The sequence below is a fragment of the Mycolicibacterium litorale genome, from assembly GCF_010731695.1.
In the GTDB taxonomy this organism is placed as follows: Bacteria; Actinomycetota; Actinomycetes; order Mycobacteriales; family Mycobacteriaceae; genus Mycobacterium; species Mycobacterium litorale.
The window spans coordinates 1,403,308-1,428,876 of the sequence record NZ_AP022586.1; the positions used below are offsets into that span (position 1 = coordinate 1,403,308).

19 protein-coding genes and 3 rRNA genes are annotated in these 25,569 nt (G+C 67.0%); 17 read left to right on the forward strand and 5 right to left on the reverse strand.

Annotation, left to right across the window (positions count from 1 at the left end):
* Positions 1-4 precede the first annotated feature (4 nt).
* Both G6N30_RS06525 and argH read left to right on the forward strand, forming a co-directional pair.
* The gene (locus G6N30_RS06525) at positions 5-1,207 is read left to right on the forward strand and encodes an argininosuccinate synthase (RefSeq protein ID WP_134060543.1); all 1,203 of its coding nucleotides are present in this window, start codon (positions 5-7) and stop codon (positions 1,205-1,207) included.
* Between the two features lie 7 nt (positions 1,208-1,214).
* Positions 1,215-2,627, forward strand: coding sequence for an argininosuccinate lyase (gene argH / locus G6N30_RS06530; RefSeq protein WP_134060544.1), 1,413 nt, complete (start codon positions 1,215-1,217; stop codon positions 2,625-2,627).
* Here argH and G6N30_RS06535 read toward each other — a convergent pair whose 3' ends face one another.
* Together G6N30_RS06535 and G6N30_RS06540 are read right to left on the reverse strand one after the other, a co-directional pair.
* Positions 2,628-3,080, reverse strand: a complete 453-nt coding sequence (locus G6N30_RS06535) for a TIGR03618 family F420-dependent PPOX class oxidoreductase (protein ID WP_134060545.1) — start codon at positions 3,078-3,080, stop codon at positions 2,628-2,630.
* A 28-nt stretch (positions 3,081-3,108) separates the two neighbouring features.
* The gene (locus tag G6N30_RS06540) at positions 3,109-4,899 is read right to left on the reverse strand and encodes an ABC-F family ATP-binding cassette domain-containing protein (RefSeq protein WP_134060546.1); all 1,791 of its coding nucleotides are present in this window, start codon (positions 4,897-4,899) and stop codon (positions 3,109-3,111) included.
* Positions 4,900-5,037: 138 nt separating this feature from the next.
* Here G6N30_RS06540 and G6N30_RS06545 point away from each other — a divergent pair, with 138 nt between their 5' ends.
* The 3 genes from G6N30_RS06545 to G6N30_RS06555 all read left to right on the forward strand — a co-directional run bounded on the left by G6N30_RS06545 (position 5,038) and on the right by G6N30_RS06555 (position 8,782).
* Positions 5,038-8,055, forward strand: coding sequence for an acyl-CoA synthetase (locus G6N30_RS06545; protein WP_134060574.1), 3,018 nt, complete (start codon positions 5,038-5,040; stop codon positions 8,053-8,055).
* 63 nt (positions 8,056-8,118) lie between these two features.
* Complete coding sequence (locus tag G6N30_RS06550) at positions 8,119-8,565, forward strand: hypothetical protein (protein WP_134060547.1); 447 nt, start codon at positions 8,119-8,121, stop codon at positions 8,563-8,565.
* A 7-nt stretch (positions 8,566-8,572) separates the two neighbouring features.
* A complete protein-coding gene (locus G6N30_RS06555; protein WP_134060548.1) occupies positions 8,573-8,782 on the forward strand; it encodes a Trm112 family protein in 210 nt (69 codons plus the stop codon).
* Here G6N30_RS06555 and G6N30_RS06560 read toward each other — a convergent pair.
* From G6N30_RS06560 to G6N30_RS06570, 3 genes are read right to left on the reverse strand one after another with little or no spacing between them, the layout of a single operon-like run.
* Positions 8,779-9,393 carry a TetR/AcrR family transcriptional regulator gene (locus tag G6N30_RS06560; RefSeq protein ID WP_134060549.1) on the reverse strand — a complete coding sequence of 205 codons (615 nt, stop codon included), beginning with the start codon at positions 9,391-9,393 and terminating at the stop codon, positions 8,779-8,781. The two genes, G6N30_RS06555 and G6N30_RS06560, sit on opposite strands and share 4 nt — an antisense overlap.
* A gap of 5 nt (positions 9,394-9,398) precedes the next feature.
* Positions 9,399-10,226: an ABC transporter permease gene (locus G6N30_RS06565; protein WP_134060550.1), complete on the reverse strand. Its 828-nt coding sequence runs from the start codon at positions 10,224-10,226 to the stop codon at positions 9,399-9,401.
* Positions 10,169-10,915 carry an ABC transporter ATP-binding protein gene (locus G6N30_RS06570; RefSeq protein ID WP_134060551.1) on the reverse strand — a complete coding sequence of 249 codons (747 nt, stop codon included), beginning with the start codon at positions 10,913-10,915 and terminating at the stop codon, positions 10,169-10,171. Before G6N30_RS06570 ends, G6N30_RS06565 begins: the two co-directional genes overlap by 58 nt.
* Before the next feature lie 35 nt (positions 10,916-10,950).
* On the opposite strand from G6N30_RS06570, the gene G6N30_RS06575 reads away from it, so the two are divergent.
* From G6N30_RS06575 to steA, 12 genes are all read left to right on the forward strand, one after another.
* The gene (locus G6N30_RS06575; RefSeq protein ID WP_134060552.1) at positions 10,951-11,586 is read left to right on the forward strand and encodes a DNA-3-methyladenine glycosylase; all 636 of its coding nucleotides are present in this window, start codon (positions 10,951-10,953) and stop codon (positions 11,584-11,586) included.
* 27 nt (positions 11,587-11,613) lie between these two features.
* Entirely contained in the window at positions 11,614-12,885 is a 1,272-nt protein-coding gene (tyrS, locus tag G6N30_RS06580) for a tyrosine--tRNA ligase (RefSeq protein ID WP_134060553.1), read from the forward strand.
* Positions 12,886-13,271: 386 nt separating this feature from the next.
* A 16S ribosomal RNA gene (locus G6N30_RS06585) occupies positions 13,272-14,792 on the forward strand.
* Between the two features lie 468 nt (positions 14,793-15,260).
* Positions 15,261-18,378 (forward strand): 23S ribosomal RNA (locus tag G6N30_RS06590).
* 125 nt (positions 18,379-18,503) lie between these two features.
* Positions 18,504-18,618 (forward strand): 5S ribosomal RNA (rrf, locus tag G6N30_RS06595).
* The 16S, 23S and 5S rRNA genes sit together here, the layout of an rRNA operon.
* Positions 18,619-18,746: 128 nt before the next feature.
* Positions 18,747-19,574 (forward strand): tetratricopeptide repeat protein, encoded by an 828-nt coding sequence (locus G6N30_RS06600; RefSeq protein WP_134061005.1) that lies wholly within the window; start codon positions 18,747-18,749, stop codon positions 19,572-19,574.
* 13 nt (positions 19,575-19,587) lie between these two features.
* Positions 19,588-20,592: an HAD-IIA family hydrolase gene (locus G6N30_RS06605; RefSeq protein ID WP_134061004.1), complete on the forward strand. Its 1,005-nt coding sequence runs from the start codon at positions 19,588-19,590 to the stop codon at positions 20,590-20,592.
* Positions 20,593-20,605: 13 nt separating this feature from the next.
* Positions 20,606-20,779, forward strand: coding sequence for a hypothetical protein (locus G6N30_RS06610; protein WP_166674635.1), 174 nt, complete (start codon positions 20,606-20,608; stop codon positions 20,777-20,779).
* A 5-nt stretch (positions 20,780-20,784) separates the two neighbouring features.
* On the forward strand, positions 20,785-21,594 hold the full coding sequence (locus G6N30_RS06615; protein WP_134061002.1) for a TlyA family RNA methyltransferase: 810 nt from the start codon (positions 20,785-20,787) through the stop codon (positions 21,592-21,594).
* Entirely contained in the window at positions 21,591-22,514 is a 924-nt protein-coding gene (locus G6N30_RS06620; protein ID WP_134061001.1) for an NAD kinase, read from the forward strand. The genes G6N30_RS06615 and G6N30_RS06620 overlap by 4 nt, the downstream gene beginning before the upstream one ends.
* Positions 22,515-22,520: 6 nt before the next feature.
* Positions 22,521-24,284 carry a DNA repair protein RecN gene (gene recN, locus G6N30_RS06625; RefSeq protein ID WP_134061000.1) on the forward strand — a complete coding sequence of 588 codons (1,764 nt, stop codon included), beginning with the start codon at positions 22,521-22,523 and terminating at the stop codon, positions 24,282-24,284.
* A gap of 92 nt (positions 24,285-24,376) precedes the next feature.
* Positions 24,377-25,561, forward strand: coding sequence for a putative cytokinetic ring protein SteA (gene steA, locus G6N30_RS06630; RefSeq protein ID WP_134060999.1), 1,185 nt, complete (start codon positions 24,377-24,379; stop codon positions 25,559-25,561).
* The last annotated feature ends 8 nt before the right edge of the window (positions 25,562-25,569 follow it).

Here is a 25,569-nt window from a genome sequence, read left to right on the forward strand (position 1 = left end):
GGTCATGTCCGAACGCGTCATCCTGGCGTACTCCGGCGGTCTGGACACCTCGGTGGCGATCAGCTGGATCGGCAAGGAGACCGGGCGCGAGGTGGTGGCGGTGGCCATCGACCTCGGTCAGGGCGGCGAGGACATGGACGTCGTGCGTCAGCGTGCCCTCGACTGCGGTGCCGTCGAAGCCGTCGTCGTCGACGCCCGCGACGAGTTCGCCGAGAACTACTGCCTGCCCGCCATCCAGTCCAACGCGCTCTACATGGACCGGTATCCGCTGGTGTCGGCGCTGAGCCGGCCGCTGATCGTCAAACACCTCGTCGACGCCGCCCGCGAACACGGCGGCGGCATCGTCGCCCACGGCTGCACCGGCAAGGGCAACGACCAGGTCCGCTTCGAGGTCGGGTTCGCCTCCCTGGCACCGGATCTGGAGGTCCTCGCCCCGGTTCGCGACTACGCGTGGACCCGCGAGAAGGCGATCGCGTTCGCCGAGGAGAACGCGATCCCGATCAACGTCACCAAGCGCTCGCCGTTCTCGATCGACCAGAACGTGTGGGGCCGCGCGGTGGAGACCGGCTTCCTCGAACACCTGTGGAACGCCCCCACCAAGGACGTCTACGACTACACCGAGGATCCGACGCTGAACTGGAGCACCCCCGACGAGGTCATCGTCGGCTTCGAGGCGGGTGTGCCGGTGTCCATCGATGGCCGCGACGTCACGGTGCTGCAGGCCATCGAGGAACTCAACCGCCGTGCCGGCGCCCAGGGTGTCGGCCGTCTCGACGTCGTCGAGGACCGGCTGGTCGGCATCAAGAGCCGCGAGATCTACGAGGCGCCGGGCGCAATGGTGCTGATCACCGCGCACACCGAACTCGAACACGTCACGTTGGAGCGTGAACTCGGCCGGTTCAAGCGGACCACCGACCAGAAGTGGGGCGAGCTGGTGTACGACGGGTTGTGGTTCTCGCCGCTGAAGACCGCGCTCGAGTCGTTCGTGGCCAAGACCCAGGAGCACGTGAGCGGGGAGATCCGGTTGGTCCTGCATGGTGGGCACATCGCGGTCAACGGTCGCCGCAGCGCCGAATCGCTCTACGACTTCAACCTGGCCACCTACGACGAGGGCGATACGTTCGACCAGTCGTCGGCCAAGGGCTTCGTGCATGTGCACGGCCTGTCGTCGAGCATCTCCGCGCGCCGGGACCTGGGCATCAAGTGAGTGACGTGTGAGCACCAACGAGGGCTCCCTGTGGGGCGGCCGCTTCGCCGACGGACCCGCCGACGCGTTGGCGGTGCTGAGCAAGTCGACGCACTTCGACTGGGTGCTCGCGCCGTACGATATCGCGGCGTCGAAAGCCCATGCGCGCGTGCTCTTCTCGGCCGGTCTGCTGACCGAGGAGCAGCGCGACGGGCTGCTCGCGGGGCTCGACAGCCTGGCGTCCGACGTCGCCGACGGCAGTTTCGGCCCGCTGGTCACCGACGAGGACGTGCACGGTGCGCTCGAACGCGGGCTGATCGACCGGGTCGGGCCGGAACTGGGTGGCCGGCTGCGCGCCGGGCGCAGCCGTAACGACCAGGTGGCCACGCTGTTCCGGGCGTGGCTGCGCGACGCGATCCGCCGGGTCGCCGCCGGTGTGCTGGACGTGGTGAGTGCGCTGGCGACGCAGGCCGCCGCGCATCCGACGGCGATCATGCCGGGTAAGACGCATCTGCAGTCGGCGCAGCCGGTGCTGCTCGCCCACCACCTGCTCGCGCACGCCCACCCGCTGTTGCGCGACGTCGACCGGCTCGCCGACTTCGACAAGCGGGCCGCGGTGTCGCCGTACGGGTCGGGGGCGCTGGCCGGTTCGTCGCTGGGACTCGACCCCGATGCGATCGCCGCCGAACTGGGCTTCGACTCGGCGGCCGACAACTCCATTGACGCGACCGCCGCGCGGGACTTCGCCGCCGAGGCGTCCTTCGTGCTGGCGATGATCGGCGTCGACCTGTCCCGGCTCGCCGAGGACGTGATCCTCTGGAGCACCACGGAATTCGGTTACGTCACCCTGCACGACGCGTGGTCCACGGGCAGCTCGATCATGCCGCAGAAGAAGAACCCGGACATCGCCGAGCTGGCGCGCGGCAAATCCGGCCGGCTGATCGGCAACCTGACCGGGCTGCTCGCCACGCTCAAGGCGCAGCCGCTGGCCTACAACCGCGATCTGCAGGAGGACAAGGAGCCGGTCTTCGACTCAGTGGCGCAGCTCGAGATGCTGCTGCCCGCCGTGGCCGGACTGGTGTCCACGCTGCGCTTCGACGTGGACCGGATGGCCGAACTCGCGCCGCTGGGCTACACGTTGGCCACCGACGTCGCGGAATGGCTGGTGCGGCGCGGGGTTCCGTTCCGGGTCGCGCACGAGGCCGCCGGCGCTGCCGTCCGTGCGGCGGAGGCCCGCGGTGTCGGCCTGGAAGACCTCGAGGATGCCGAACTGACCGGCATCCACCCGGAGCTGACCGGCGAGGTGCGTGACGTCCTCACGATCGAAGGGTCGGTCAACTCCCGCGACGCGCGCGGCGGCACCGCCCCGGTGCAGGTGGCCAAGCAGCTCAACGTCGTGCGCGACACCGCCGACCGGTTGCGGCTGCGGCTGCGCCGCTGACTATCCCGTTCCCGGATTGGTGTACACCCGCTGCGGGGCGACGAGCACCGCGGTGCGTCGTTCCTCGGCCATCACGCGGTCGTAGGTGTCCCAGTCGTCGTGGGTACCTCCCGCGGCGGTGAATACATCGCGCAACAGGGTCCGCAGGCCTTCGCCATCGATCTCGGGATGCGGGTCGTCGGGCCCGATCAACTCGGCACGCCCCTCGACGCTCGCCCACTGCCAGCCGGCGCGCGCGGCGATGGTGGCCCGTGGATCAGCACGCAGATTGCGCAGTTTGAGCGAGCCACCGACCGCGACGAGCCCGACCACCGGTGTCCCCGTGACCGGATGCCCCAGGACGCCGGCGTTCACGACCGTCGATTGGATGCTGCCGTCGCGCCGCAGCGTGCTGAACACGCACAGGCCGTGGTCGCGAGAGATCAGTCCGGTGAACTCCGAGAGGTCGGCCATGATCCGACGCTACCCCGGATCGTCACAGCTAGCCGATCTGCTCGGTCAGTTCGAACCAGCGGCTCTCGGCCTCGGCGACCTCGTCTTCCAGAGCTCGGATGGCGGCCACCTTGGTGGCCAGCCCCTCGAAGTCGGACTGGTCGTGATCGGCGAGCGCCGTGCGGTCGCGGTCGATCTGAGCCTGGAGCTTCTCCAATCGGCGCTCCAGGGCGGCGACTTCTTTCTGCGCCGCCCGCAACTCGGCTCCGGACAGTTCCGTCGACTCCTCGGCAGGAGCTTCGGGTGCGGTCCCGGTCTCGGCGGCGTGCGCCGCCCGCAAGCGCAGGTACTCGTCGACGCCGGCCGGTAGGTGCCGAAGACGGCCACCGAGAATGCCGTACTGCTGATCGGTGACCCGTTCCAGGAAGTACCGGTCGTGGCTGACCACGATGAGGGTGCCCGGCCACGAATCCAGCAGATCCTCCATCGCGGCCAGCATGTCGGTGTCGAGGTCGTTGGTCGGCTCGTCGAGGATCAGCACGTTGGGCTGGGACAGCAGGATGAGCAGCAGTTGCAGACGACGCTGCTGCCCGCCGGAGAGGTCCTTCACCGGAGTCGACAACTGCGCGCTGGAGAACCCGAGCCGTTCCAGCAGTTGACCCGGGGTGAGTTCCTGAGCCTTGGAGCCGGCGCCGAATGTGTATGTGGTGCGCAGACTTTCGAGGACGATACGGACGGGATCGTCCAGGTGCGGCGCGAGTTCGTCGAGGGTCTGGGTCAGCGTCGCGATCTTGACCGTCTTACCGCGCTTGACCCGGCCCGCGGTCGGCTGCACCGAACCGTCGATGAGCCCCAGCAGTGTCGACTTGCCGGCACCGTTGACGCCGAGGATGCCGGTGCGTTCGCCCGGGGCGAGCCGCCACTCGACGCCGTGGAGCACCTCGTGGTCGCCGTAGGACACCGACACGTCGAGCAGGTCGACCACTTGCTTGCCGAGCCGCGACACGGCCAACGACTGCAGTGCCACCTTGTCGCGGATCTCCGGGACGTCGGCGATCAGGGCGTTCGCCGCGTCGATCCGGAACTTGGGCTTCGACGTCCGGGCCGGGGCGCCGCGGCGCAGCCAGGCCAACTCTTTACGGGCCAGATTCTGGCGGCGCGCCTCGATCGTGGCGGCCTGGCGGTCGCGCTCCACCCGCTGCAGCACATACGCCGCGTATCCGCCGTCGAACGGTTCCACGATCCGGTCGTGCACCTCCCACGTCACGGTGCACACCTCGTCGAGGAACCAGCGGTCGTGCGTCACCACGAGCAATCCGCCGGCCGACGGCGACCAGCGCCGCTTCAGATGTTCGGCCAGCCAGGTGATGGCCTCGACGTCGAGATGGTTGGTCGGCTCGTCCAGGGCCAGCACGTCGTGATCGCCGGCCAGCAGCGCGGCCAGCGCCACCCGGCGGCGCTGCCCGCCCGACAGGGTGCCCAGCACTGCGTCCCACGCCAGATCGCCGAGCAGGCCGCCGATCACGTCACGGCCTCGCGGATCTCCTGCCCACTCGTGTTCAGGCAGATCACCCACCACCGCATGCCCGACGGTGTCCTCGTCGTCCAGGTTGTCGGCCTGCTCGAGCACCCCGATCCGCACCCCGCCACGTACCGTCACCCGGCCCGAGTCGGGGCTGAGCCGACCCGCCAGCATGGCCAGCAGGCTGGACTTTCCGTCACCGTTGCGGCCCACGATGCCGATCCGATCGCCCTCGTTCACGCCCAGCGAGACCCTGTCGAACACGACTTTGGTCGGGTATTCCAGATGGAGGGCCTCAGCCCCGAGAAGATGCGCCATGTCCTCTCAAGGCTATGCGGGTGCGGTGCCCGACATTCATGGCGGCCGACCAGCAACGCTGTGCCATGATGACGAGGCATTACGGCAGGGCAGTCGGGGGACGGGCCGCAGCGTCGATGTGAAGGGGAGCATTCGGTGGTGGACCTCTCGGCGATCACCAGGCCGGTCGGACGGCTGGTCGCGACCGCGCAGAACGGTCTGGAGGTCTTGCGCTACGGCGGTCTGGAGACCGGCGCCGTACCGTCACCGTTCCAGATCGTGCAGAGCGTGCCGATGTACCGGCTGCGGCGCTACTTCCCGCCGGATGCCCGTCCGGGCGCCAAACCGGCGGGCCCGCCGGTCCTGATGGTGCATCCGATGATGATGTCGGCCGACATGTGGGACGTGACCCGCGAGGAGGGCGCCGTCGGCATCCTCCACCGCGCCGGCCTCGACCCGTGGGTGATCGACTTCGGTTCCCCCGACAAGGTCGAGGGCGGTATGCAGCGCAACCTCGCCGATCACGTCGTCGCGCTGTCCGAGGCGATCGACACGGTCAAGGAGGTGGCCGGGCACGACGTCCATCTCGCCGGCTACTCGCAGGGCGGCATGTTCTGCTACCAGACCGCCGCGTACCGCCGGTCGCGCGATCTGGCCAGCATCATCGCGTTCGGCGCCCCGGTCGACACCCTCGCCGCACTCCCGCTGAACCTGCCCGCGGGTCTGGCGGTCGGCGCCGCCGACTTCATGGCCGACCACGTCTTCAGCCGTATCGACATCCCCGGCTGGCTGGCCCGCACCGGATTCCAGATGCTCGACCCGATCAAGACCGCGCAGGCGCGCGTCGAGTTCTTGATGCAGCTGCACGACCGTGAGGCGCTGCTACCCCGCGAGCAGCAGCGGCGGTTCCTGGCCTCCGAGGGCTGGATCGCCTGGTCGGGCCCGGCGATCTCTGAACTGCTCAAACAGTTCATCGCCCACAACCGGATGATGACCGGCGGTTTCGCCATCCACGGTCAGCTGGTCACGCTGTCGGACATCACCTGCCCGGTCCTCGCCGTGGTGGGGGAGGTCGACGACATCGGTCAGCCGCCGTCTGTGCGCGGGATCAAACGTGCGGCGCCGCAGGCCGACGTCTACGAATACCTGCTTCGCGCCGGGCATTTCGGGCTCGTCGTCGGGTCGAAGGCCTCACAGCAGACGTGGCCGACCGTCGCCGGCTGGGTCAAGTGGCTCGAGGGTGGCGGCGACATGCCCGACGGTGTCGAGCCGATGGCGCTGCAAGCGCAGGAACACATCGAAAGCGGGGTGTCGCTGACGTCGCGGGTCGCGCACGGCGCCACGGCGGCCACCGAGATGGCGTTCGGCGTCGCCCGTTCGGCGGCCGGCGCCCTGGTGTCGGCGAACAAATCGGCGCGTTCGCTCGCGGTCGAGACCGCTCGCACGCTGCCGCGGCTGGCCCGGCTGGGGCAGATCAGCGACCACACGCGGATCTCGCTCGGCCGCATCATGTCCGAGCAGGTCCGCGGCGCCCCGGACGGGGAGTTCCTGCTCTACGACGGGCGGGTGCACACCTACGAGGCCGTGGACCGCCGCATCAACAACGTCGTGCGCGGCCTCATCGAGGTCGGCGTGCGGCAGGGCACCCGCGTCGGGGTGCTGATGGAGACACGGCCCAGCGCCCTGGTGGCCATCGCGGCGCTGTCCCGGCTCGGCGCGGTGGCGGTGCTGATGCCGCCCGACGTGGACCTGGCGACCGCGGCCCGGTTGGGCGCGGTGTCGGAGATCATCGCCGACCCCACCCATCTCGAGGCGGCCCGCACCCTGCCGATGCGGGTGCTCGTGCTCGGCGGCGGCGACACCCGCGACCTCCATGTGCCCGACGACGCCGACGTCGTCGACATGGAGCAGATCGACCCCGACCAGGTCGCGCTGCCCGGCTGGTACCGGCCCAACCCCGGGCTGGCCCGCGACCTGGCGTTCATCGCCTTCAGCTCGGTGGGCGGCGACCTCGTCGCCCGGCAGATCACCAACTACCGGTGGGCGCTGTCGGCGTTCGGTACCGCGTCGGCGGCCAACCTGGGCCGCACCGACACCGTCTACTGTCTGACCCCCCTGCACCACCAGTCGGGCCTGCTGGTCAGCCTGGGCGGCGCGGTGGTCGGCGGCACCCGCATCGCGCTGTCGCGCGAGTTGCGCCCGGACCGGTTCGTCCAGGAGATCCGCCAGTACGGCGTCTCGGTGGTGTCCTACACCTGGGCGATGCTGCGCGAGATCATCGACGATCCGTCGTTCCGGCTGGCCGGTGGGCACCCGGTTCGGCTGTTCATCGGATCCGGCATGCCGACGGGGTTGTGGAAGCGGGTCGTCGAGATCTTCGAACCCGCGCACGTCGTCGAGTTCTTCGCGACCCCCGACGGTCAGGCCGTCCTCGCCAACGTCTCGGGCGCCAAGATCGGCAGCAAGGGCCGTGCGCTGCCCGGCGGCGGTCAGGTGGAGTTGGCCGCCTACGACCCCGACTACGATCTCATCCTCGAGGACGACCGGGGCTTCGTCCGCCGCGCCGCCGCCAACGAGGTGGGCGTGCTGCTGGCACGTCCGCGAGGGCCGGTCGACCCGACGGCGTCGGTGAAGCGCGGTGTGTTCGCGCCGGCCGACACGTGGGTGTCCTCGGAGTACCTGTTCCGTCGCGACGAGGACGGCGACTACTGGCTGGTGGACAACCGCGGTTCGGTGATCCACACCCCGCGTGGGCCGGTCTACGCGACGCCGATCAGCGATGCCGTCGGTTGCATCGGGGCCGTGGACGTCGCCGTGACCTACGGGATCGAGGCCGGCGGAAGGCAGCTGGCGGTCACCGCCCTGGCACTGTGCCCGGGCGGCAGCATCCCGACGGCCGAACTGACCGAGACGCTGTGCCATCTCCCGGTCGGCAATCCGCCCGACATCGTCCACGTCGTGTCCGACATCGAACTGAGCGCGTCGTACCGACCGTTGATCAGCCCGCTGCGGGCGGCGGGCGTGCCCCGTCCGTCCCGGCGTAACTCTTGGTACCTCGACACCGATACCAATAGTTACAAGCGGCTGACCGTGGCCGTGCGTGCTGAACTCACCGGAGGCCCAGACGATGCTCCTGCGCAGAACGACTCACAGTTGCAGCCCCGCGCGCAACAGTGACGCCGCGCCGCGCCGCGGATGCACTGATAGGCTCCCGCTGGCGTCGCTTCGACTGGAGGATTGATGAATTCGCAGAGCCGGAACAACCGCCCGGGCTGGCGTCGCGCCCTCACCGGCACCCTCGCCGGCGGTGCGCTTGCCGCCGCCATGATGGTCAGCGCGCCCGCCTCCCAGGCCGACGTCCTCGATCAGATCGGCGCCAGGTACATGCAGGGCGCCGGCGGCGGCCAGATCTCGGTGTTCGTCGAACAATCGCTGAACCTGCGGGCCCAGGGCTTCCGGCCCTCGCAGGAGAATCTCGTCGCGCTGCAGGAGGGTTACGACTTCCTGCCCAACCAGAGCCGGCTGCTCGACGCGCTCAAGTCGACGGTCGCCTACCAGCGCAAGGTGCAGATGCAGGCGGCGATGTCCGGCGGCGGAGGCCCCTCGGTCAAGGCGCCGGCCTGGGTGCCGCCGGGTGACAACAACCCGTGGCTCGGCCCCGAGTACGACATCAACCCCTACGACTGAGCGACGCGTGCCCCTCGACGAGAAGTTGCGAGCGATCCTCGTCTGCCCGCAGGACCGCGGTCCGCTGCTGCTGGTGGGCGACGAGATGCTGTACAACCCGCGGCTTCGGCTGGGGTATCGGATCGACGACGGGATTCCGGTCCTGCTCGTCGACGAGGCGGTCACCGTCACCGACGACGCCGAACATCAGCGTCTGGTCGACCGCGCCGAGTCTTAGACCGAGCCGGGCAGTTCGCCGGTGAGGTAGCGCTGCAGGGTTGGGCCGATGGTCTCGGCGATCTGCTCGACGGGCAGCGACGCGAACGGTTCGAGCTCGAGGATGTAGCGGGCCATCACCACGCCCAGTAGCTGCGAAGCGACGTATTGCACACGGAGCCTGCCGGTTCCGCGCGGGCTGTCGATTCGCGGGCCGATCTCGGCGGCGATCACCTCCTGCAGGAACGACCGGATCAGCGTGACGTCCGAGCCGGCGAGCAGTGACCGCAGCGTGGCGATGAAACCCTTGCCCATCTCGGAATCCCAGATCGGCAGCAGCAGCGTCGGCAGCACGTGTCCGATGCGCTCGACCGGGACGTCGCGCAAGGGGCGGATCACGGTCATCGGGTCGATGGGCGCCCGGATCGCCGCGGCGAACAACTGCTGTTTGGTGCCGAAGTAGTGGTGCACCAGCGCCGGGTCGACACCGGCGCCGGCCGCGATGGCGCGGATCGATGTCTTGTCGATTCCGTTTCGGGCGAACAATTCCCGCGCGGTTTCGAGTATCCGGTCGCGATTGTCCGACGTCCCTGGCGGGCGCCCGGGGCGTCTCCGCTCGGCGTTGGTGGTCACCGGTGCTACGGGGTCCTTCGTCGCAAGGTGGCCGCGGCGAGGCACAGGGCGGCCACCGCGAAGGCCACCACGATAGCGATGTCGCGCAGCGCCGTGCTCGTCAGCTCCGGGTGCGCGCCCACCTCGCGCAGCGCCTCGAGGGCATAGCTGGCCGGCATCGCGTTGCTGATCCACTGCAGCCACTCGGGCAGCGCCGCGCGAGGCACGATGATCCCGCACAACAGCAGTTGCGGGGCGATCACCAGCGGCATGAACTGCACCGCCTGGAATTCGGTGCGCGCGAACGCACTGCACAGCAGGCCGAGTCCGACGCCGAGCACGGCGTTGATGATGGCGATGGCGAAGACGAGCAGGGGACTGCCCGCCGTCTGGAATCCCAGCAGCCAGAACGACACCAGGCAGGCGAGGGTGGCCTGGGCGGCCGCGGCGATGGAGAAGGCCGTGCCGTACGCGGCGAGCAGGTCCACTCGGCGCAGGGGAGTGGTCAGGATGCGCTCGAGCGTTCCCGAGACCCGTTCGCGCTGCATGGTGATCGAGGTGATGAGGAACATCACGATCAGGGGGAACACGCCGAGCATGATCAGGCAGGCGTTGTTGAACTGCGGTGGGGCGCCCGGCGGGTGCGGCGCGTCGACGAACATGAAGTAGATCAGCGAGATGATCAGGCTCGGGACGACGAGGATCATCGCGATGCTGCGATGATCTGCGCGAAGCTGGCGCAAGATCCTGCCGGTGGTGGCGACGTACCCCTGCAGGCCGTACCGGCGATGCGCGGTCAGGCCGCGGTGCTGTGCCGGATGACGGACAGGAACGCTTCCTCCAGTGATGTGCATGAGGTGTCCTTCCGTAGTCGGTCCGGCGTGGACTGGGCCAGCACGCGGCCCTCGCGCATGAGCAGCAGCTCGCCGCAGTGGTCGGCCTCGTCCATCACGTGGCTCGACACCAGCAGCGTCGTCCCGCGGCGGGCCAGCTCGTCGAACTGCGCCCACAGGTCGACCCGCAACACCGGGTCGAGGCCGACGGTGGGTTCGTCGAGTACGAGCAGCTCGGGCGAGGCGACCAGCGCGCAGGCCAGCGACGCCCGGGTGCGTTGACCGCCGGACAGGTTCGCGGCCGTCGCGGTGCGGTGATCGCCGAGCCCGACGGCGTCCACCGCCTCGTTGGCGGCTCGCGCGTCGGTGCCGTAGAGGGCGGCGAAGTACCGCACGTTGTCGATGACACGGAGATCGTCGTAGATCGTCGCGTCCTGGGTGACGTAACCGACCCGTCGGCGCAGATCTGCCGAACCCGCCGGCCGGCCCAGCACGGTGACCGACCCGCTCTCGACGATCTGTGTGCCGACGATCGAGCGCATCAACGTCGTCTTGCCGCAGCCCGACGGGCCGAGGATGCCGGTGATGGTGCCGCGCGCGATGCGGACCGTCACGTCGTCGATCGCGACCCTCTTGCCGCGCACCACCCGCAGGTGCTCGATGCTGACGGCTACCTGATCCGGTAATTCATCGGGCGATGAAGTCACCATACGATGAATAGTTCTCCCCGCTGCGAGGTGTGTCAATGGGCGAAGGCAGAATCCCTGCGGTGAGTGTCGAGTTGCTCGAGGTGGATCCCCTCACGGCGGCGCGGCGGTTACTCGGGGCGGTGCTGACGGTCCGCGGTGTGAGGGCGACGGTCGTCGAGGTGGAGGCGTACGGCGGTCCACCGGACGGGCCCTGGCCGGACGCCGCGGCGCATTCCTACCGCGGGCCCGGCGTGCGCAATGCGGTGATGTTCGGTCCCGCGGGCCGGCTGTACACCTACCTCAGCCACGGAATCCACATCTGCGCCAACGTCGTGTGCGCCGAGGACGGTGTGGCCGCGGCGGTGCTGCTGCGCGCGGCGGTCGTCGAATCAGGGCATGACGTCGTCCAGCGGCGCCGCGGTGAGTCGGTGCGGGAGACCGCGCTGGCCCGGGGCCCGGGCAATCTGTGTTCGGCTCTCGGAATCACCATGGCCGACAACGGAATCGACGTCTTCGCCGACGACAGCCCGGTGCATCTGCGGTTGGGCGCGGAGCAGCCGTACGTCGCCGGTCCCCGAGTGGGCGTGAGCAAGGCGGCCGATCGGCCGTGGCGGTTGTGGCTGGCGGGCCGGCCCGAGGTGTCGGCCTATCGGCGCAGCCCGCGCGCGCCGGCGCCGGGCGGCAGCGACTGAACTCAGCGGGTACGGAAGGATCGAGGCATGAGCAGCATCCTCGACGAGCTGGACTGGCGCGGGCTGATTGCGCAGTCGACCGACCGGGACGCGTTGGCGGCCGAACTCGCCGCCGGTCCGATGACCCTGTACTCCGGATTCGACCCGACCGCGCCGAGCCTGCATGCCGGGCACCTGGTCCCGCTTCTGACGTTGCGCCGCTTCCAGCAGGCCGGACACCGGCCGATCGTGCTCGCCGGCGGTGCGACCGGGATGATCGGTGATCCCCGGGATACCGGGGAGCGCACCATGCAGACCGTCGACACGGTCGCGGACTGGGCCGATCGCATCCGCGGTCAGCTCGAACGGTTCGTCGAGTTCGACGAGTCGCCCACCGGCGCGATCGTCGAGAACAACCTCTCGTGGACCGGCGAGTTGTCGGCGATCGAGTTCCTGCGTGATGTCGGCAAGTACTTCTCGGTCAATGTGATGCTCGACCGCGACACCGTCCGGCGACGCCTGGAGGGTGAGGGAATCTCCTACACCGAGTTCAGCTACATGCTGTTGCAGGCCAACGACTATGTCCGGCTGCGGGAACGGTACGGCTGTGCACTGCAGATCGGCGGCTCGGACCAGTGGGGCAACATCGTCGCCGGGGTGAGGCTGGTGCGCCAGAAGCTGGGCGACACCGTGCACGCGATGACGACGCCGCTGGTCACCGACTCCGAAGGCAAGAAGTTCGGCAAGTCGACCGGCGGCGGGAACCTGTGGCTGGACCCGGAGATGACCACGCCGTACGCCTGGTACCAGTACTTCATCAACACCGCGGACGCCGACGTCGTCAACTACCTGCGGTGGTTCACCTTCCTGGATGCCGGCGAGCTGGCGGAACTCGAGGAGGCGACCCGCGAGCGTCCGCATCAGCGGACCGCCCAGCGGCGACTCGCGAGTGAACTCACCACGCTGGTCCACGGCGAAGGCGCCACCCGGTCGGTGGAACACGCCAGTCAGGCGTTGTTCGGTCGCGGCGAGCTGAGTGCTCTCGACGAGTCGACGCTCGCGGCCGCACTCCGGGAGGCGTCGGTGGCCGAACTCGCCCCGAACGGACCGGATCTCATCACCGACCTGCTGGTCGCGACCGGCCTGTCGGCCAGTAAGGGCGCCGCCCGCCGGACCATCGCCGAGGGCGGGGTGTCGGTGAACAACGTGAAGATCGACAGCGACGAGTGGACACCGCAGGCCTCGGATTTCCTGCACGGCAGGTGGCTGGTGCTGCGTCGGGGCAAGCGGAATATCGCCGGTGTGCAGCGCGTTGGATGAACTGGCACGGTCGTACGACTGTGCTCCTGCCGTTCACCGTCGAAAACCCGTCTTGACCAGGGGATTTGACTCCGAGTTTCCACTGACGTAACTTATTCCACGTCGCCGCGACACGGCCTCCGGGCCGGGGAGCGCGGCAGACTCCCAGAGGGACACTCACTTCGGTGGGTTCCTGACCGTCCGCACTACGTGACGCGGCTTAAATGCCGCGAGATCGTCGCGCGGGTGGCACGGGTGTGTTGTTTGAGAACTCAATAGTGTGTTTGGTGGTTTTTGTTTGTTGTTTTTGTTTTGCCGCATCTCTTTTTCCCGTTTAGGGGTGTGGTTGTTTTTTGCCAGATGTTTCTGGTTGTGATCGGATTTTCCTGATTGCCTTTTTGAGGTTTTGTTTGGAGAGTTTGATCCTGGCTCAGGACGAACGCTGGCGGCGTGCTTAACACATGCAAGTCGAACGGAAAGGCCCTTCGGGGTACTCGAGTGGCGAACGGGTGAGTAACACGTGGGTGATCTGCCCTGCACTTTGGGATAAGCCTGGGAAACTGGGTCTAATACCGAATATACCTCTTGGATTGCATGATTCTTGGGGGAAAGCTTTTGCGGTGTGGGATGGGCCCGCGGCCTATCAGCTTGTTGGTGGGGTGATGGCCTACCAAGGCGACGACGGGTAGCCGGCCTGAGAGGGTGACCGGCCACACTGGGACTGAGATACGGCCCAGACTCCTACGGGAGGCAGCAGTGGGGAATATTGCACAATGGGCGCAAGCCTGATGCAGCGACGCCGCGTGGGGGATGACGGCCTTCGGGTTGTAAACCTCTTTCAGTAGGGACGAAGCGCAAGTGACGGTACCTACAGAAGAAGGACCGGCCAACTACGTGCCAGCAGCCGCGGTAATACGTAGGGTCCGAGCGTTGTCCGGAATTACTGGGCGTAAAGAGCTCGTAGGTGGTTTGTCGCGTTGTTCGTGAAAACCGGGGGCTTAACCCTCGGCGTGCGGGCGATACGGGCAGACTAGAGTACTGCAGGGGAGACTGGAATTCCTGGTGTAGCGGTGGAATGCGCAGATATCAGGAGGAACACCGGTGGCGAAGGCGGGTCTCTGGGCAGTAACTGACGCTGAGGAGCGAAAGCGTGGGGAGCGAACAGGATTAGATACCCTGGTAGTCCACGCCGTAAACGGTGGGTACTAGGTGTGGGTTTCCTTCCTTGGGATCCGTGCCGTAGCTAACGCATTAAGTACCCCGCCTGGGGAGTACGGCCGCAAGGCTAAAACTCAAAGGAATTGACGGGGGCCCGCACAAGCGGCGGAGCATGTGGATTAATTCGATGCAACGCGAAGAACCTTACCTGGGTTTGACATGCACAGGACGCCAGTAGAGATATTGGTTCCCTTGTGGCCTGTGTGCAGGTGGTGCATGGCTGTCGTCAGCTCGTGTCGTGAGATGTTGGGTTAAGTCCCGCAACGAGCGCAACCCTTGTCTCATGTTGCCAGCACGTTATGGTGGGGACTCGTGAGAGACTGCCGGGGTCAACTCGGAGGAAGGTGGGGATGACGTCAAGTCATCATGCCCCTTATGTCCAGGGCTTCACACATGCTACAATGGCCGGTACAAAGGGCTGCGATGCCGTGAGGTGGAGCGAATCCTTTCAAAGCCGGTCTCAGTTCGGATCGGGGTCTGCAACTCGACCCCGTGAAGTCGGAGTCGCTAGTAATCGCAGATCAGCAACGCTGCGGTGAATACGTTCCCGGGCCTTGTACACACCGCCCGTCACGTCATGAAAGTCGGTAACACCCGAAGCCGGTGGCCTAACCCCTTGTGGGAGGGAGCCGTCGAAGGTGGGATCGGCGATTGGGACGAAGTCGTAACAAGGTAGCCGTACCGGAAGGTGCGGCTGGATCACCTCCTTTCTAAGGAGCACCACGAGATCCAGGCCTGCCCGCATCGTGTGGGAGTTCGGGTTCTGGGCGATTCGTGAAGATGGCTCGACCTCTGTAGTGGAGGCGGGTCGGGTGCACAACAAACATGTTCGGTCCGAAGGGAAATCGGGTCGGCGACTGAGATTGCCAGACACACTGTTGGGTCCTGAGGCAACAGGCCCGCGGGCCTCTCCTGTTGGGGAGGGGTGCCGGCTCTCAACACCAGCGCGTGCTGATCTCCTGTGGGGGTTGGGGTGTGGTGGGGGTTGGGGGTTCTGGTTGCTGCCCTGCTTTGGTGGTGGGGTGTGGTGTTTGATTCGTGGATAGTGGTTGCGAGCATCTAGATGGCGGCTTGCGCGAATGGGTTTGCTCTTCCTTTGTGGGGAGTGGGCGTGTTGGTGTGGGTGGTCATCTGTTTGTATGCAATTTCATTGTTTGAACTCATTTTTTGGTTTTGTGTTGTAAGTGTTTAAGGGCGCATGGTGGATGCCTTGGCACTGGGAGCCGATGAAGGACGTGGGAGGCTGCGATATGCCTCGGGGAGCTGCCAACCGAGCGTGGATCCGAGGATGTCCGAATGGGGAAACCCGGCACGAGTGATGTCGTGTCACCTGTATCTGAATACATAGGGTGCAGGGGGGAACGCGGGGAAGTGAAACATCTCAGTACCCGTAGGAAGAGAAAACAAAAGTGATTCCGTGAGTAGTGGCGAGCGAAAGCGGAGGATGGCTAAACCGTGCACATGTGATACCCGGCAGGGGTTGTGTGTGTGGTGTTGTGGGGTTCGTCGTTCCTGGATCTGCCGGTCTGGGCTGCAGTGAGAAAAGCGTGTGTTAGTCGAACTGGTTTGGGATGGCCGACCGTAGAGGGTGAGAGTCCCGTAGGTGAAAACATGTGCTCTGTAGTGATGTGTCCCCGAGTAGCAGCGGGCCCGTGGAATCTGCTGTGAATCTGCCGGGACCACCCGGTAAGCCTGAATACTTCCCAGTGACCGATAGCGGATTAGTACCGTGAGGGAATGGTGAAAAGTACCCGGGAGGAGTGAAAGAGTACCTGAAACCGTGTGCCTACAATCCGTCAGAGCCCTCGACTTTGTTGTGGGGTGATGGCGTGCCTTTTGAAGAATGAGCCTGCGAGTCAGGGACATGTCGCGAGGTTAACCCGTGTGGGGTAGCCGTAGCGAAAGCGAGTCTGAATAGGGCGTATCCACGCAACAGTGTGTGGTGTAGTGGTGTGTTCTGGACCCGAAGCGGAGTGATCTACCCATGGCCAGGGTGAAGCGACGGTAAGACGTCGTGGAGGCCCGAACCCACTTAGGTTGAAGACTGAGGGGATGAGCTGTGGGTAGGGGTGAAAGGCCAATCAAACTCCGTGATAGCTGGTTCTCCCCGAAATGCATTTAGGTGCAGCGTTGCATGCTTCTTGTTGGAGGTAGAGCTACTGGATGGCCGATGGGCCTCACAAGGTTACTGACGTCAGCCAAACTCCGAATGCCGACAAGTGAGAGTGTGGCAGTGAGACGGCGGGGGATAAGCTCCGTGCGTCGAGAGGGAAACAGCCCAGATCGCCGGCTAAGGCCCCTAAGCGTGTGCTAAGTGGAAAAGGATGTGCAGTCGCGAAGACAACCAGGAGGTTGGCTTAGAAGCAGCCACCCTTGAAAGAGTGCGTAATAGCTCACTGGTCAAGTGATTGTGCGCCGATAATGTAGCGGGGCTCAAGCACACCGCCGAAGCCGCGGCAATCCGCCCTTGTGGTGGGTTGGGTAGGGGAGCGTCCTGCATCCGGTGAAGCAGCCTAGTGATGGAGCTGTGGAGGGTGTGGGAGTGAGAATGCAGGCATGAGTAGCGATAAGGCAAGTGAGAACCTTGCCCGCCGAAAGACCAAGGGTTCCTGGGCCAGGCCAGTCCGCCCAGGGTGAGTCGGGACCTAAGGCGAGGCCGACAGGCGTAGTCGATGGACAACGGGTTGATATTCCCGTACCCGTGTGTGAGCGTCCCTGATGAATCAGCGGTACTAACCGCCCAAAAGGCTGCAGATCTGATCCTTCGGGAAAGGACTGTGGCCGGCTGCGCGGGACCTTCGTTGGTAGTAGTCAAGCGATGGGGTGACGCAGGAAGGTAGCCGTACCAGTCAGTGGTTGTACTGGGGTAAGCCTGTAGGGAGAAACCTAGGCAAATCCGGGTTTCACATATCCTGAGAGGTGATGCATAGCCGATTGAGGCGAATTCGGTGATCCTATGCTGCCAAGAAAAGCCTCTAGCGAGTGCACACGGCCCGTACCCCAAACCGACACAGGTGGTCAGGTAGAGAATACCAAGGCGTACGAGTGAACTATGGTTAAGGAACTCGGCAAAATGCCCCCGTAACTTCGGGAGAAGGGGGACCCACATGGCGTGTAAGCCCTTGCGGCCCAAGCGTGAGTGGGTGGCACAAACCAGTGAGAAGCGACTGTTTACTAAAAACACAGGTCCGTGCGAAGTCGCAAGACGATGTATACGGACTGACGCCTGCCCGGTGCTGGAAGGTTAAGAGGACCGGTTAACCCTTCGGGGTGAAGCTGAGAATTTAAGCCCCAGTAAACGGCGGTGGTAACTATAACCATCCTAAGGTAGCGAAATTCCTTGTCGGGTAAGTTCCGACCTGCACGAATGGCGTAACGACTTCTCAACTGTCTCAACCATAGACTCGGCGAAATTGCATTACGAGTAAAGATGCTCGTTACGCGCGGCAGGACGAAAAGACCCGGACCTTCACTACAACTTGGTATTGGAGTTCGGTTCGGTTTGTGTAGGATAGGTGGGAGACTGTGAAGCGGCCACGCCAGTGGTTGTGGAGTCGTTGTTGAAATACCACTCTGATCGTATTGGGCTTCTAACTTCGAACCGTATATCCGGTTCAGGGACAGTGCCTGGCGGGTAGTTTAACTGGGGCGGTTGCCTCCTAAAATGTAACGGAGGCGCCCAAAGGTTCCCTCAACCTGGACGGCAATCAGGTGTTGAGTGTAAGTGCACAAGGGAGCTTGACTGCGAGACGTACATGTCGAGCAGGGACGAAAGTCGGGACTAGTGATCCGGCACCTCTGAGTGGAAGGGGTGTCGCTCAACGGATAAAAGGTACCCCGGGGATAACAGGCTGATCTTCCCCAAGAGTCCATATCGACGGGATGGTTTGGCACCTCGATGTCGGCTCGTCGCATCCTGGGGCTGGAGCAGGTCCCAAGGGTTGGGCTGTTCGCCCATTAAAGCGGCACGCGAGCTGGGTTTAGAACGTCGTGAGACAGTTCGGTCTCTATCCGCCGCGCGCGTCAGAAGCTTGAGGAAATCTGTCCCTAGTACGAGAGGACCGGGACGGACGAACCTCTGGTACACCAGTTGTCCCACCAGGGGCACCGCTGGATAGCCACGTTCGGACAGGATAACCGCTGAAAGCATCTAAGCGGGAAACCCCCTCCAAGACCAGGCTTCTCACCCATTAAGTGGGATAAGGCCCCCCGCAGACCACGGGATCGATAGACCAGACCTAGACGCACAGCAATGTGTGAAGGGAACTGGCACTAACCGGCCGAAAACTTACACACACCCAAACAATGGGATGCCTCGCAACCACACCACACCAAGAATCACCCACCGATTCACACCCCACCACCAAAAAACACTTCCCCCACCACCCGTGGGGGCACTCAAAAACGAGTGAAAATAGAGTTACGGCGGTCCATAGCGGCAGGGAAACGCCCGGTCCCATCCCGAACCCGGAAGCTAAGCCTGCCAGCGCCGATGATACTACCCAACACGGGTGGAAAAGTAGGACACCGCCGAACACCCATTAAACCTCGGCCCTCCGACCACAAATCGGAGGGCCGAGGTATTTCCATTTCCGGGCCGGAATTGTCGGTGAAACACGCCGGCACGTAAACTCGCGTCGGCGGGGTGATATCGAGAGGCGGACGTGAGCGAGGACAGACAGGCCGGTGGACGCGACGAGCGTCGCCCGCGGCGGACGTCGAACTCCAGTGGGCCTCGTCGCCCGCGCGATCAGCGCGGCGCTCCGCGAGGATCCGGACCGAACCGCGCCAGGCCCACCCAGCCGAAGGCCGGCGGCGACGCCCAGCGCTCGGACGGACCGCCCATCCCGCCGGAGATCGAAGCCAAGCAGTTGGCGCCCGAAATCCGCGGTGAACTCACCACTTTGGACCGCTACACCGCCGACGCCGTGGCGCGGCATCTCGTCGCGGCCGGCGAGCTGCTCGACGAGGATCCCGAAGCGGCCCTGGCCCACGCCCGAGCCGCCCGCGCCCGCTCCGGGCGCATCGCCGCGGTCCGCGAAGCAGTGGGTATCGCGGCCTACTACTGCGGTGATTGGGCACAGGCCCTGGCCGAACTGCGTGCTGCCCGCCGTATGGGCAGCAAGTCCCCGCTCCTGCCGTTGATCGCCGATTGCGAACGGGGCGTCGGCCGTCCGGAACGGGCCATCGAACTCGCCCGTGGCCCCGAGGCCGAACAGCTCACCGGAGACGACGCCGACGAACTGAAGATCGTGGTCGCCGGCGCCCGGTCGGATCTCGGTCAGCTCGAGCAGGCACTGGCGGTGCTGTCCACGCCGCAACTCGACCCGTCGCGGCGCGGAACCACCGCTGCCCGGCTGTTCTACGCCTACGCCGAGACCCTGCTGGCTCTCGGGCGCAACCAGGACGCCTTGCAGTGGTTCCTCAACGCGGCGGCCGCCGACCTGGAGGGCGCCACCGACGCCGAGGACCGGGTCACGGAACTCAGCTGACGTGACAAGCCTTGTGCAGCAATATGACTGCCTTCTCCTGGATCTCGACGGCACCGTGTTCCGCGGCCACGAGCCGACCACCGGCGCCGTCGACAGCCTCGCCGGGCTGACCGCCCGCGTCCTCTACGTCACCAACAACGCCTCGCGCAGCCCCGACGACGTCGCGCGTCATCTCGTCGAACTGGGCTTTCAGGCGGTGTCCGACGACGTCGTGACGAGCGCTCAGAGCGCGGCCCATCTCCTCGCCGACCAGCTCCCGGCCGGATCGCGAGTGCTCATCGTGGGCACGGACGCGTTGGCCGCCGAAGTCCGCCAGGCGGGCCTGCAGCCAGTCCGGGAGTTCGCGGACGACCCGGTCGCCGTCGTCCAGGGCCATTCCCCGCAGACCGCCTGGTCCGACCTGGCGGAGGCGGCGCTGGCCATCCGGGCCGGCGCCCTGTGGGTCGCGGCCAACGTCGACCTCACCCTGCCGTCTGAACGCGGACTGCTGCCCGGCAACGGATCGATGGTGGCCGCACTCCGCGCCGCGACCGCCTGTGAGCCGCAGGTCGCCGGCAAGCCGCAGCCGACGCTGATGCGAGATGCGCTGAGCCGCGGCGACTTCCGCACCCCGCTGGTCGTCGGCGATCGCCTCGACACCGACATCGCCGGCGCCAACGCCGCGGCGCTGCCGAGCCTGCTCGTGCTCAGCGGTGTGAGTACGGCCGACGAGACACTGCGGGCGGTGCCGCAGGAGCGGCCCGACTACATCGCCGAGGATCTGCGCTCACTCGACACCCCGGCCGACGCGTTGCGGGTCGCCCCCCACCCGGGGTGGCGGGTGGACCTGCGCGACGCGGAGGTGACCGTGCACGCCGCCGGCGCCGACCGCGGAGACGAACTGTCGGTGCTGCGGGCGACCGCACATGCGGTCTGGCAGTCCGATCTGGCGGGCCGGCCGTTCGCGGTGTGCGCGGGTGACGACACCGCGGCCGCCGCACTGCAGCGCTGGTCGCTGCTCAGCGCGCCAATCGGCTAGCGTGGCTGTCGACATGAGTACCGATCCCGATCAGCTTCGCACCCAGGTGGCGGCTCTGCTGGCGGACCTGCCCGAGCCGGACAGCGCCGGTGACCTCGCCGACTGCGATATCGACACCGTCGCCGCGCGCTTGGAGGAGGCTCACGATCTGCTCGTGCAGGCGCTGGCGGCGGTCGAGAAGGGCTGAGCGGCGTGACGCGGCGCGCACGTGTCGACGCCGAGTTGGTGCGACGGGGGCTGGCCCGATCGCGTCAGCAGGCCGCTGAGCTCATCGGGGCCGGCCGGGTCACGGTCGACGGGATGCCCGCGGCCAAACCGGCCACCGCGGTCGCCGTCACCGCCAACATCGCGGTCGCCACCACCGATGAACGCACCTGGGTCTCGCGGGGCGCGCACAAACTCATCGGTGCCCTCGACGCCTTCGGCCTCGACGTGACCGGCCGCCGCGGTCTCGACGCCGGCGCGTCCACAGGCGGATTCACCGAGGTCCTCCTCGATCGCGGCGCCCGCGAGGTGGTCGCCGTCGACGTCGGGTACGGCCAGCTGGCGTGGTCGTTGCGTTCCGATCCGCGCGTGGCCGTGATCGAGCGCACCAACGTGCGCGAACTCACCGCCGACATGATCGGCGGCCCCGTCGACGTCGTCGTGGCCGACCTGTCGTTCATCTCCCTGGCCACGGTGCTGCCCGCGCTGACCGCCTGCGCGTCGCCCGACGCCGATATCGTTCCCATGGTGAAGCCCCAATTCGAGGTCGGAAAGGACCGGGTGGGCGCGGGTGGAGTGGTGTCGGAGCCAGCACTGCGCGCCGAGTCGGTGCTGTCCGTGTCGGCCAGGGCGGCCACACTGGGCTGGCACACCGTCGGCGTGACGGCGAGCCCACTGCCGGGCCCGTCGGGCAACGTCGAATACTTCTTGTGGCTGCGTGCCCAGACCGACAGCGGGCTACGCGGTGACGATCTCGAGCAGGCGGTGCAGCGCGCCGTGACGGAAGGACCGCAATGACGGCTGAACGCACCATCCTGCTGGTGGTTCACACCGGCCGAGAGGATGCCACCGAGGTCGCCCGCAGAGTGCAGAAAGTGCTCAGCGACAACGACATCGGGCTACGGGTGTTGGCCGCGGAGGCCGTCGACCGGGGCCCGGTCCACCTGTCGCCCGACGACATGCGCGCGATCGGCGTCGACATCGACGTCGTCGACGCCGACGAGCGGGCCGCCGAGGGCTGCGAGCTGGTGCTGGTCCTCGGCGGCGACGGCACCTTCCTGCGCGCGGCCGAACTCGCCCGCAACGTCGAAATCCCGGTGCTCGGCGTGAACCTCGGCCGCATCGGCTTCCTCGCCGAGGCCGAAGCCGAACACATCGACACCGTGCTGGACCACGTCGTGCGGCGGGACTACCGCGTCGAGGAACGGATGACCCTCGATGTGACCGTGCGCGCCGGAGGGCAACTCCTCACGAGGGGCTGGGCACTCAACGAGGCGAGCCTGGAGAAGGGCCCCCGCCTGGGGGTGCTCGGCGTGGTCGTGGAGGTCGACGGCCGCCCGGTGTCGGCGTTCGGATGCGACGGCGTGCTGGTGGCGACTCCGACCGGGTCGACGGCCTACGCGTTCTCGGCGGGCGGCCCGGTGCTGTGGCCGGACCTGGAGTCGATCCTCGTCGTCCCCAACAACGCCCACGCGCTGTTCGCGCGGCCGATGGTCACCAGCCCCGACGCGGCGATCGCGGTCGAGATCGAGGCGGGCGGCCACGACGCCCTGGTGTTCTGCGACGGCCGCCGCGAGATGGTGGTGCCTGCCGGCGGGCGGCTGGAGGTGACACGCTGCGGCACCCCGCTCAAGTGGGTGCGGCTCGACAGCGCGCCGTTCACCGACCGGCTGGTGCGCAAGTTCCGGCTCCCGGTCACCGGATGGCGGGGGCAGTAGCACATCGTGCTCTCCGAAATCCGCATCGAGTCCCTGGGCGCGATCAGCACTGCCACAGCCGAATTCGACCGCGGTCTCACGGTGCTCACCGGCGAGACCGGGGCGGGTAAGACCATGGTCGTCACCGGGTTGCACCTGCTGGGCGGCGCGCGTGCCGACCCCACCCGCGTCCGGTCGGGCGCCGACCGAGCCGTGGTCGAGGGCCGGTTCGTCACCACCGACCTCGGTGACGGCGTCGCCCGCCGGGTCGACGACCTGCTGGAGTCGTCCGGCGCCGATCGCGACGACGACGGCAGCATCATCGCCGCCCGCTCGGTGAGCAGGGACGGGCCGTCGCGCGCCTATCTCGGTGGCCGCAGCGTGCCGGCCAAGTCGTTGAGCACCTTCACCACCGAACTCCTCACCCTGCACGGCCAGAACGACCAACTGCGGCTCATGCGCCCGGACGAACAGCGCGCCGCGCTCGACCGGTTCGCCGCCGTCGACAAGCCGTTGAGCCGGTACCGGGCCGCGCGCGACGAGTGGCTGACCGCGCGGCGCGATCTGACCGACCGCCGCCACCGGGAACGGGAACTGGCCCAGGAGGCCGACCGGCTGAAGTTCGGCCTCGACGAGATCGAGGCCGTCGACCCGTCGCCGGGCGAGGACGACGCGCTGGTCGACGACATCCGCCGGTTGTCCGAACTCGACGCGCTGCGCGAGGCGGCGTTGACCGCACGCGCGGCACTCACCGGCGCCGACGACGATCTGGGCACGGACGCTTCCGCAGCGGCCGATCTCGCGGCGCACGCGAAGTCGGCACTCGAGGGCACTGACGACGCCACCCTGCGGTCGCTTGCGGCGCAACTCGCCGATGCGGTCGCGGTGATCGGCGACGTGGCCGGCGAACTGGGCGACTATCTCGGCGCACTGCCGACCGACGCGAGCACCCTGGAGACCAAGCTGGCGCGCCAGGCCGAACTGCGCACGCTGACCCGCAAGTACGCCGCGGACATCGACGGGGTGCTGGCCTGGGCCCAGGAATCCCGTGCGCGCCTCGACCAGCTGGACGTGTCCGAGGAGGCGCTGGCCGGCCTCGAGCGGCGGGTCCGCGAGTTGGAGTCACACGTCGTGACTGCCGCCGCCGAGCTGACCAAGGCGCGGCACAAGGCGGCGAAGGGCCTTGCCAAAGCGGTGACCGCCGAGCTGGCCGGGCTGGCGATGGCCGGTGCCGATTTCACGGTCAGCGTCGCCCCCTTGGCGGCGCGCGCGGACGACGCGGCCCCGTTGACGCTGCCGGACGGCACCGTCGTCCACGCCGGCCACGACGGCGTCGACGCCGTCGACTTCGGGTTCGCCGCGCATCGCGGAACCGACGTGCTGCCGCTGTCCAAGAGCGCGTCGGGCGGTGAGCTGTCGCGGGTGATGCTCGCGATCGAGGTGGTGCTGGCGGCGTCGGCCGAAGGCACCACGATGGTCTTCGACGAAGTCGACGCCGGGGTCGGTGGTCGCGCCGCGGTGCAGATCGGCCGACGCCTGGCCCGGCTCGCGCGTACCCATCAGGTCATCGTGGTCACCCACCTGCCGCAGGTCGCGGCGTACGCCGACGTGCACCTGGTCGTCGACAGCAGCGGGCGGGGCAAGGCCAGCCGGGTGCTGCGCATCGACGAGGACGACCGGGTGGCCGAACTGGCCCGCATGCTGGCGGGGCTGGGGGAGTCCGACAGCGGTCGGGCCCACGCGCGGGAATTGCTCGACGCGGCGCGCAAGGAGTGCGCCGACGGAGCCTGAGCTGTGGCTGGTGTGACAGGAGGTAACTTCTGAGGCCCCTGTTACGGCGCGCCTCCACCTCTACTTGAGGGTTCGCCTACAGAATCGCCGACATGAAGATGTCAGCGCTGCTCACCCGTAATGCCACGTCACGGCCGGGCGTCACCGGCACCGCCCGTGTAGATCGCGACATCGACCGCCTGCTGCGACGTATCGGACCCGGCGACATCGTCGTCATCGACGCGCTCGATCTCGACCGGATCACCGCCGACGCGCTGGTCGAGGCGAGGGTGGCCGGCGTGGTCAACGCGTCGCCGTCGATCTCCGGGCGCTACCCGAACCTGGGACCGGAGGTGCTGGTGGCCAACGGGATCGCGCTGATCGACGAGACCGGCCCGGAGGTCTTCAAGAAGGTCAAGGACGGCCACCGGGTGCGGTTGCACAACGGCGGCGTGTACTCCGGTGACCGGCGCCTGATCGCCGGCACCGAACGCAGCGACCATGAGATCCACGAGTTGATGCACGAGGCCAAGAGCGGGCTGGTCGCGCACCTCGAGGCGTTCGCGGGCAACACGATCGAGTTCATCCGCAGCGAGAGCCCGCTGCTCATCGACGGGATCGGCATCCCGGACATCGACGTCGACCTCAACCGCCGCCACGTGGTGATCGTCGCCGAGGAACCGCATGCCGCCGACGACCTCAAGGCGCTCAAACCGTTCATCAAGGAGTACCAGCCCGTCCTCGTCGGCGTCGGCACCGGCGCCGACATCCTGCGCAAGGCCGGGTACCGTCCCGCGCTCATCGTCGGAGACCCCGACCGCATGAGTGCCGAGGTGCTGCGCAGTGGCGCCCAGGTGGTGCTGCCCGCCGACGCCGACGGCCACGCCGCCGGTCTCGAGCGGATCCAGGACCTCGGGGTGGGGGCCATGACGTTCCCGGCGGCAGGTTCGGCCGCCGACCTGGCGCTGCTGCTGTGCGACCACCACGGCGCATCGCTGATCGTCACGGTGGGCCACACCGCCAGCATCGAGGAGTTCTTCGACCGCAACCGCCAGCGCAGCAACCCGTCGACCTTCCTGACCCGCCTCAAGGTGGGCGAGAAGCTCGTCGACGCGAAAGCCGTTGCCACGCTGTACCGCAGCCGCGTCTCCGGCGGTGCCATCGCGTTGCTGATCCTGGCCATGCTGGTCGCGGTGATCGCCGCCCTGTGGGTGTCGCGTGCCGACGCCGCGGTCATCGAGTGGGTGCAGCAGTACTGGAACCAGTTCCTGCTGTGGGCGCAGGGCCTGGTCAGTTAGGCGGTCGC

What these genes read in the sequence shown, in the direction of transcription:
- G6N30_RS06525 (WP_134060543.1), top strand. Translation starts at nt 5, where the DNA reads ATGTCCGAACGCGTCATCCTGGCGTACTCCGGCGGTCTGGACACCTCG.
- G6N30_RS06535 (WP_134060545.1), bottom strand. Translation starts at nt 3,080, where the DNA reads ATGGCCGACCTCTCGGAGTTCACCGGACTGATCTCTCGCGACCACGGC.
- G6N30_RS06540 (WP_134060546.1), bottom strand. Translation starts at nt 4,899, where the DNA reads ATGGCGCATCTTCTCGGGGCTGAGGCCCTCCATCTGGAATACCCGACC.
- G6N30_RS06550 (WP_134060547.1), top strand. Translation starts at nt 8,119, where the DNA reads ATGAATTCGCAGAGCCGGAACAACCGCCCGGGCTGGCGTCGCGCCCTC.
- G6N30_RS06565 (WP_134060550.1), bottom strand. Translation starts at nt 10,226, where the DNA reads ATGCACATCACTGGAGGAAGCGTTCCTGTCCGTCATCCGGCACAGCAC.
- G6N30_RS06570 (WP_134060551.1), bottom strand. Translation starts at nt 10,915, where the DNA reads ATGGTGACTTCATCGCCCGATGAATTACCGGATCAGGTAGCCGTCAGC.
- G6N30_RS06575 (WP_134060552.1), top strand. Translation starts at nt 10,951, where the DNA reads ATGGGCGAAGGCAGAATCCCTGCGGTGAGTGTCGAGTTGCTCGAGGTG.
- tyrS (WP_134060553.1), top strand. Translation starts at nt 11,614, where the DNA reads ATGAGCAGCATCCTCGACGAGCTGGACTGGCGCGGGCTGATTGCGCAG.
- G6N30_RS06610 (WP_166674635.1), top strand. Translation starts at nt 20,606, where the DNA reads ATGAGTACCGATCCCGATCAGCTTCGCACCCAGGTGGCGGCTCTGCTG.
- G6N30_RS06620 (WP_134061001.1), top strand. Translation starts at nt 21,591, where the DNA reads ATGACGGCTGAACGCACCATCCTGCTGGTGGTTCACACCGGCCGAGAG.
- steA (WP_134060999.1), top strand. Translation starts at nt 24,377, where the DNA reads ATGAAGATGTCAGCGCTGCTCACCCGTAATGCCACGTCACGGCCGGGC.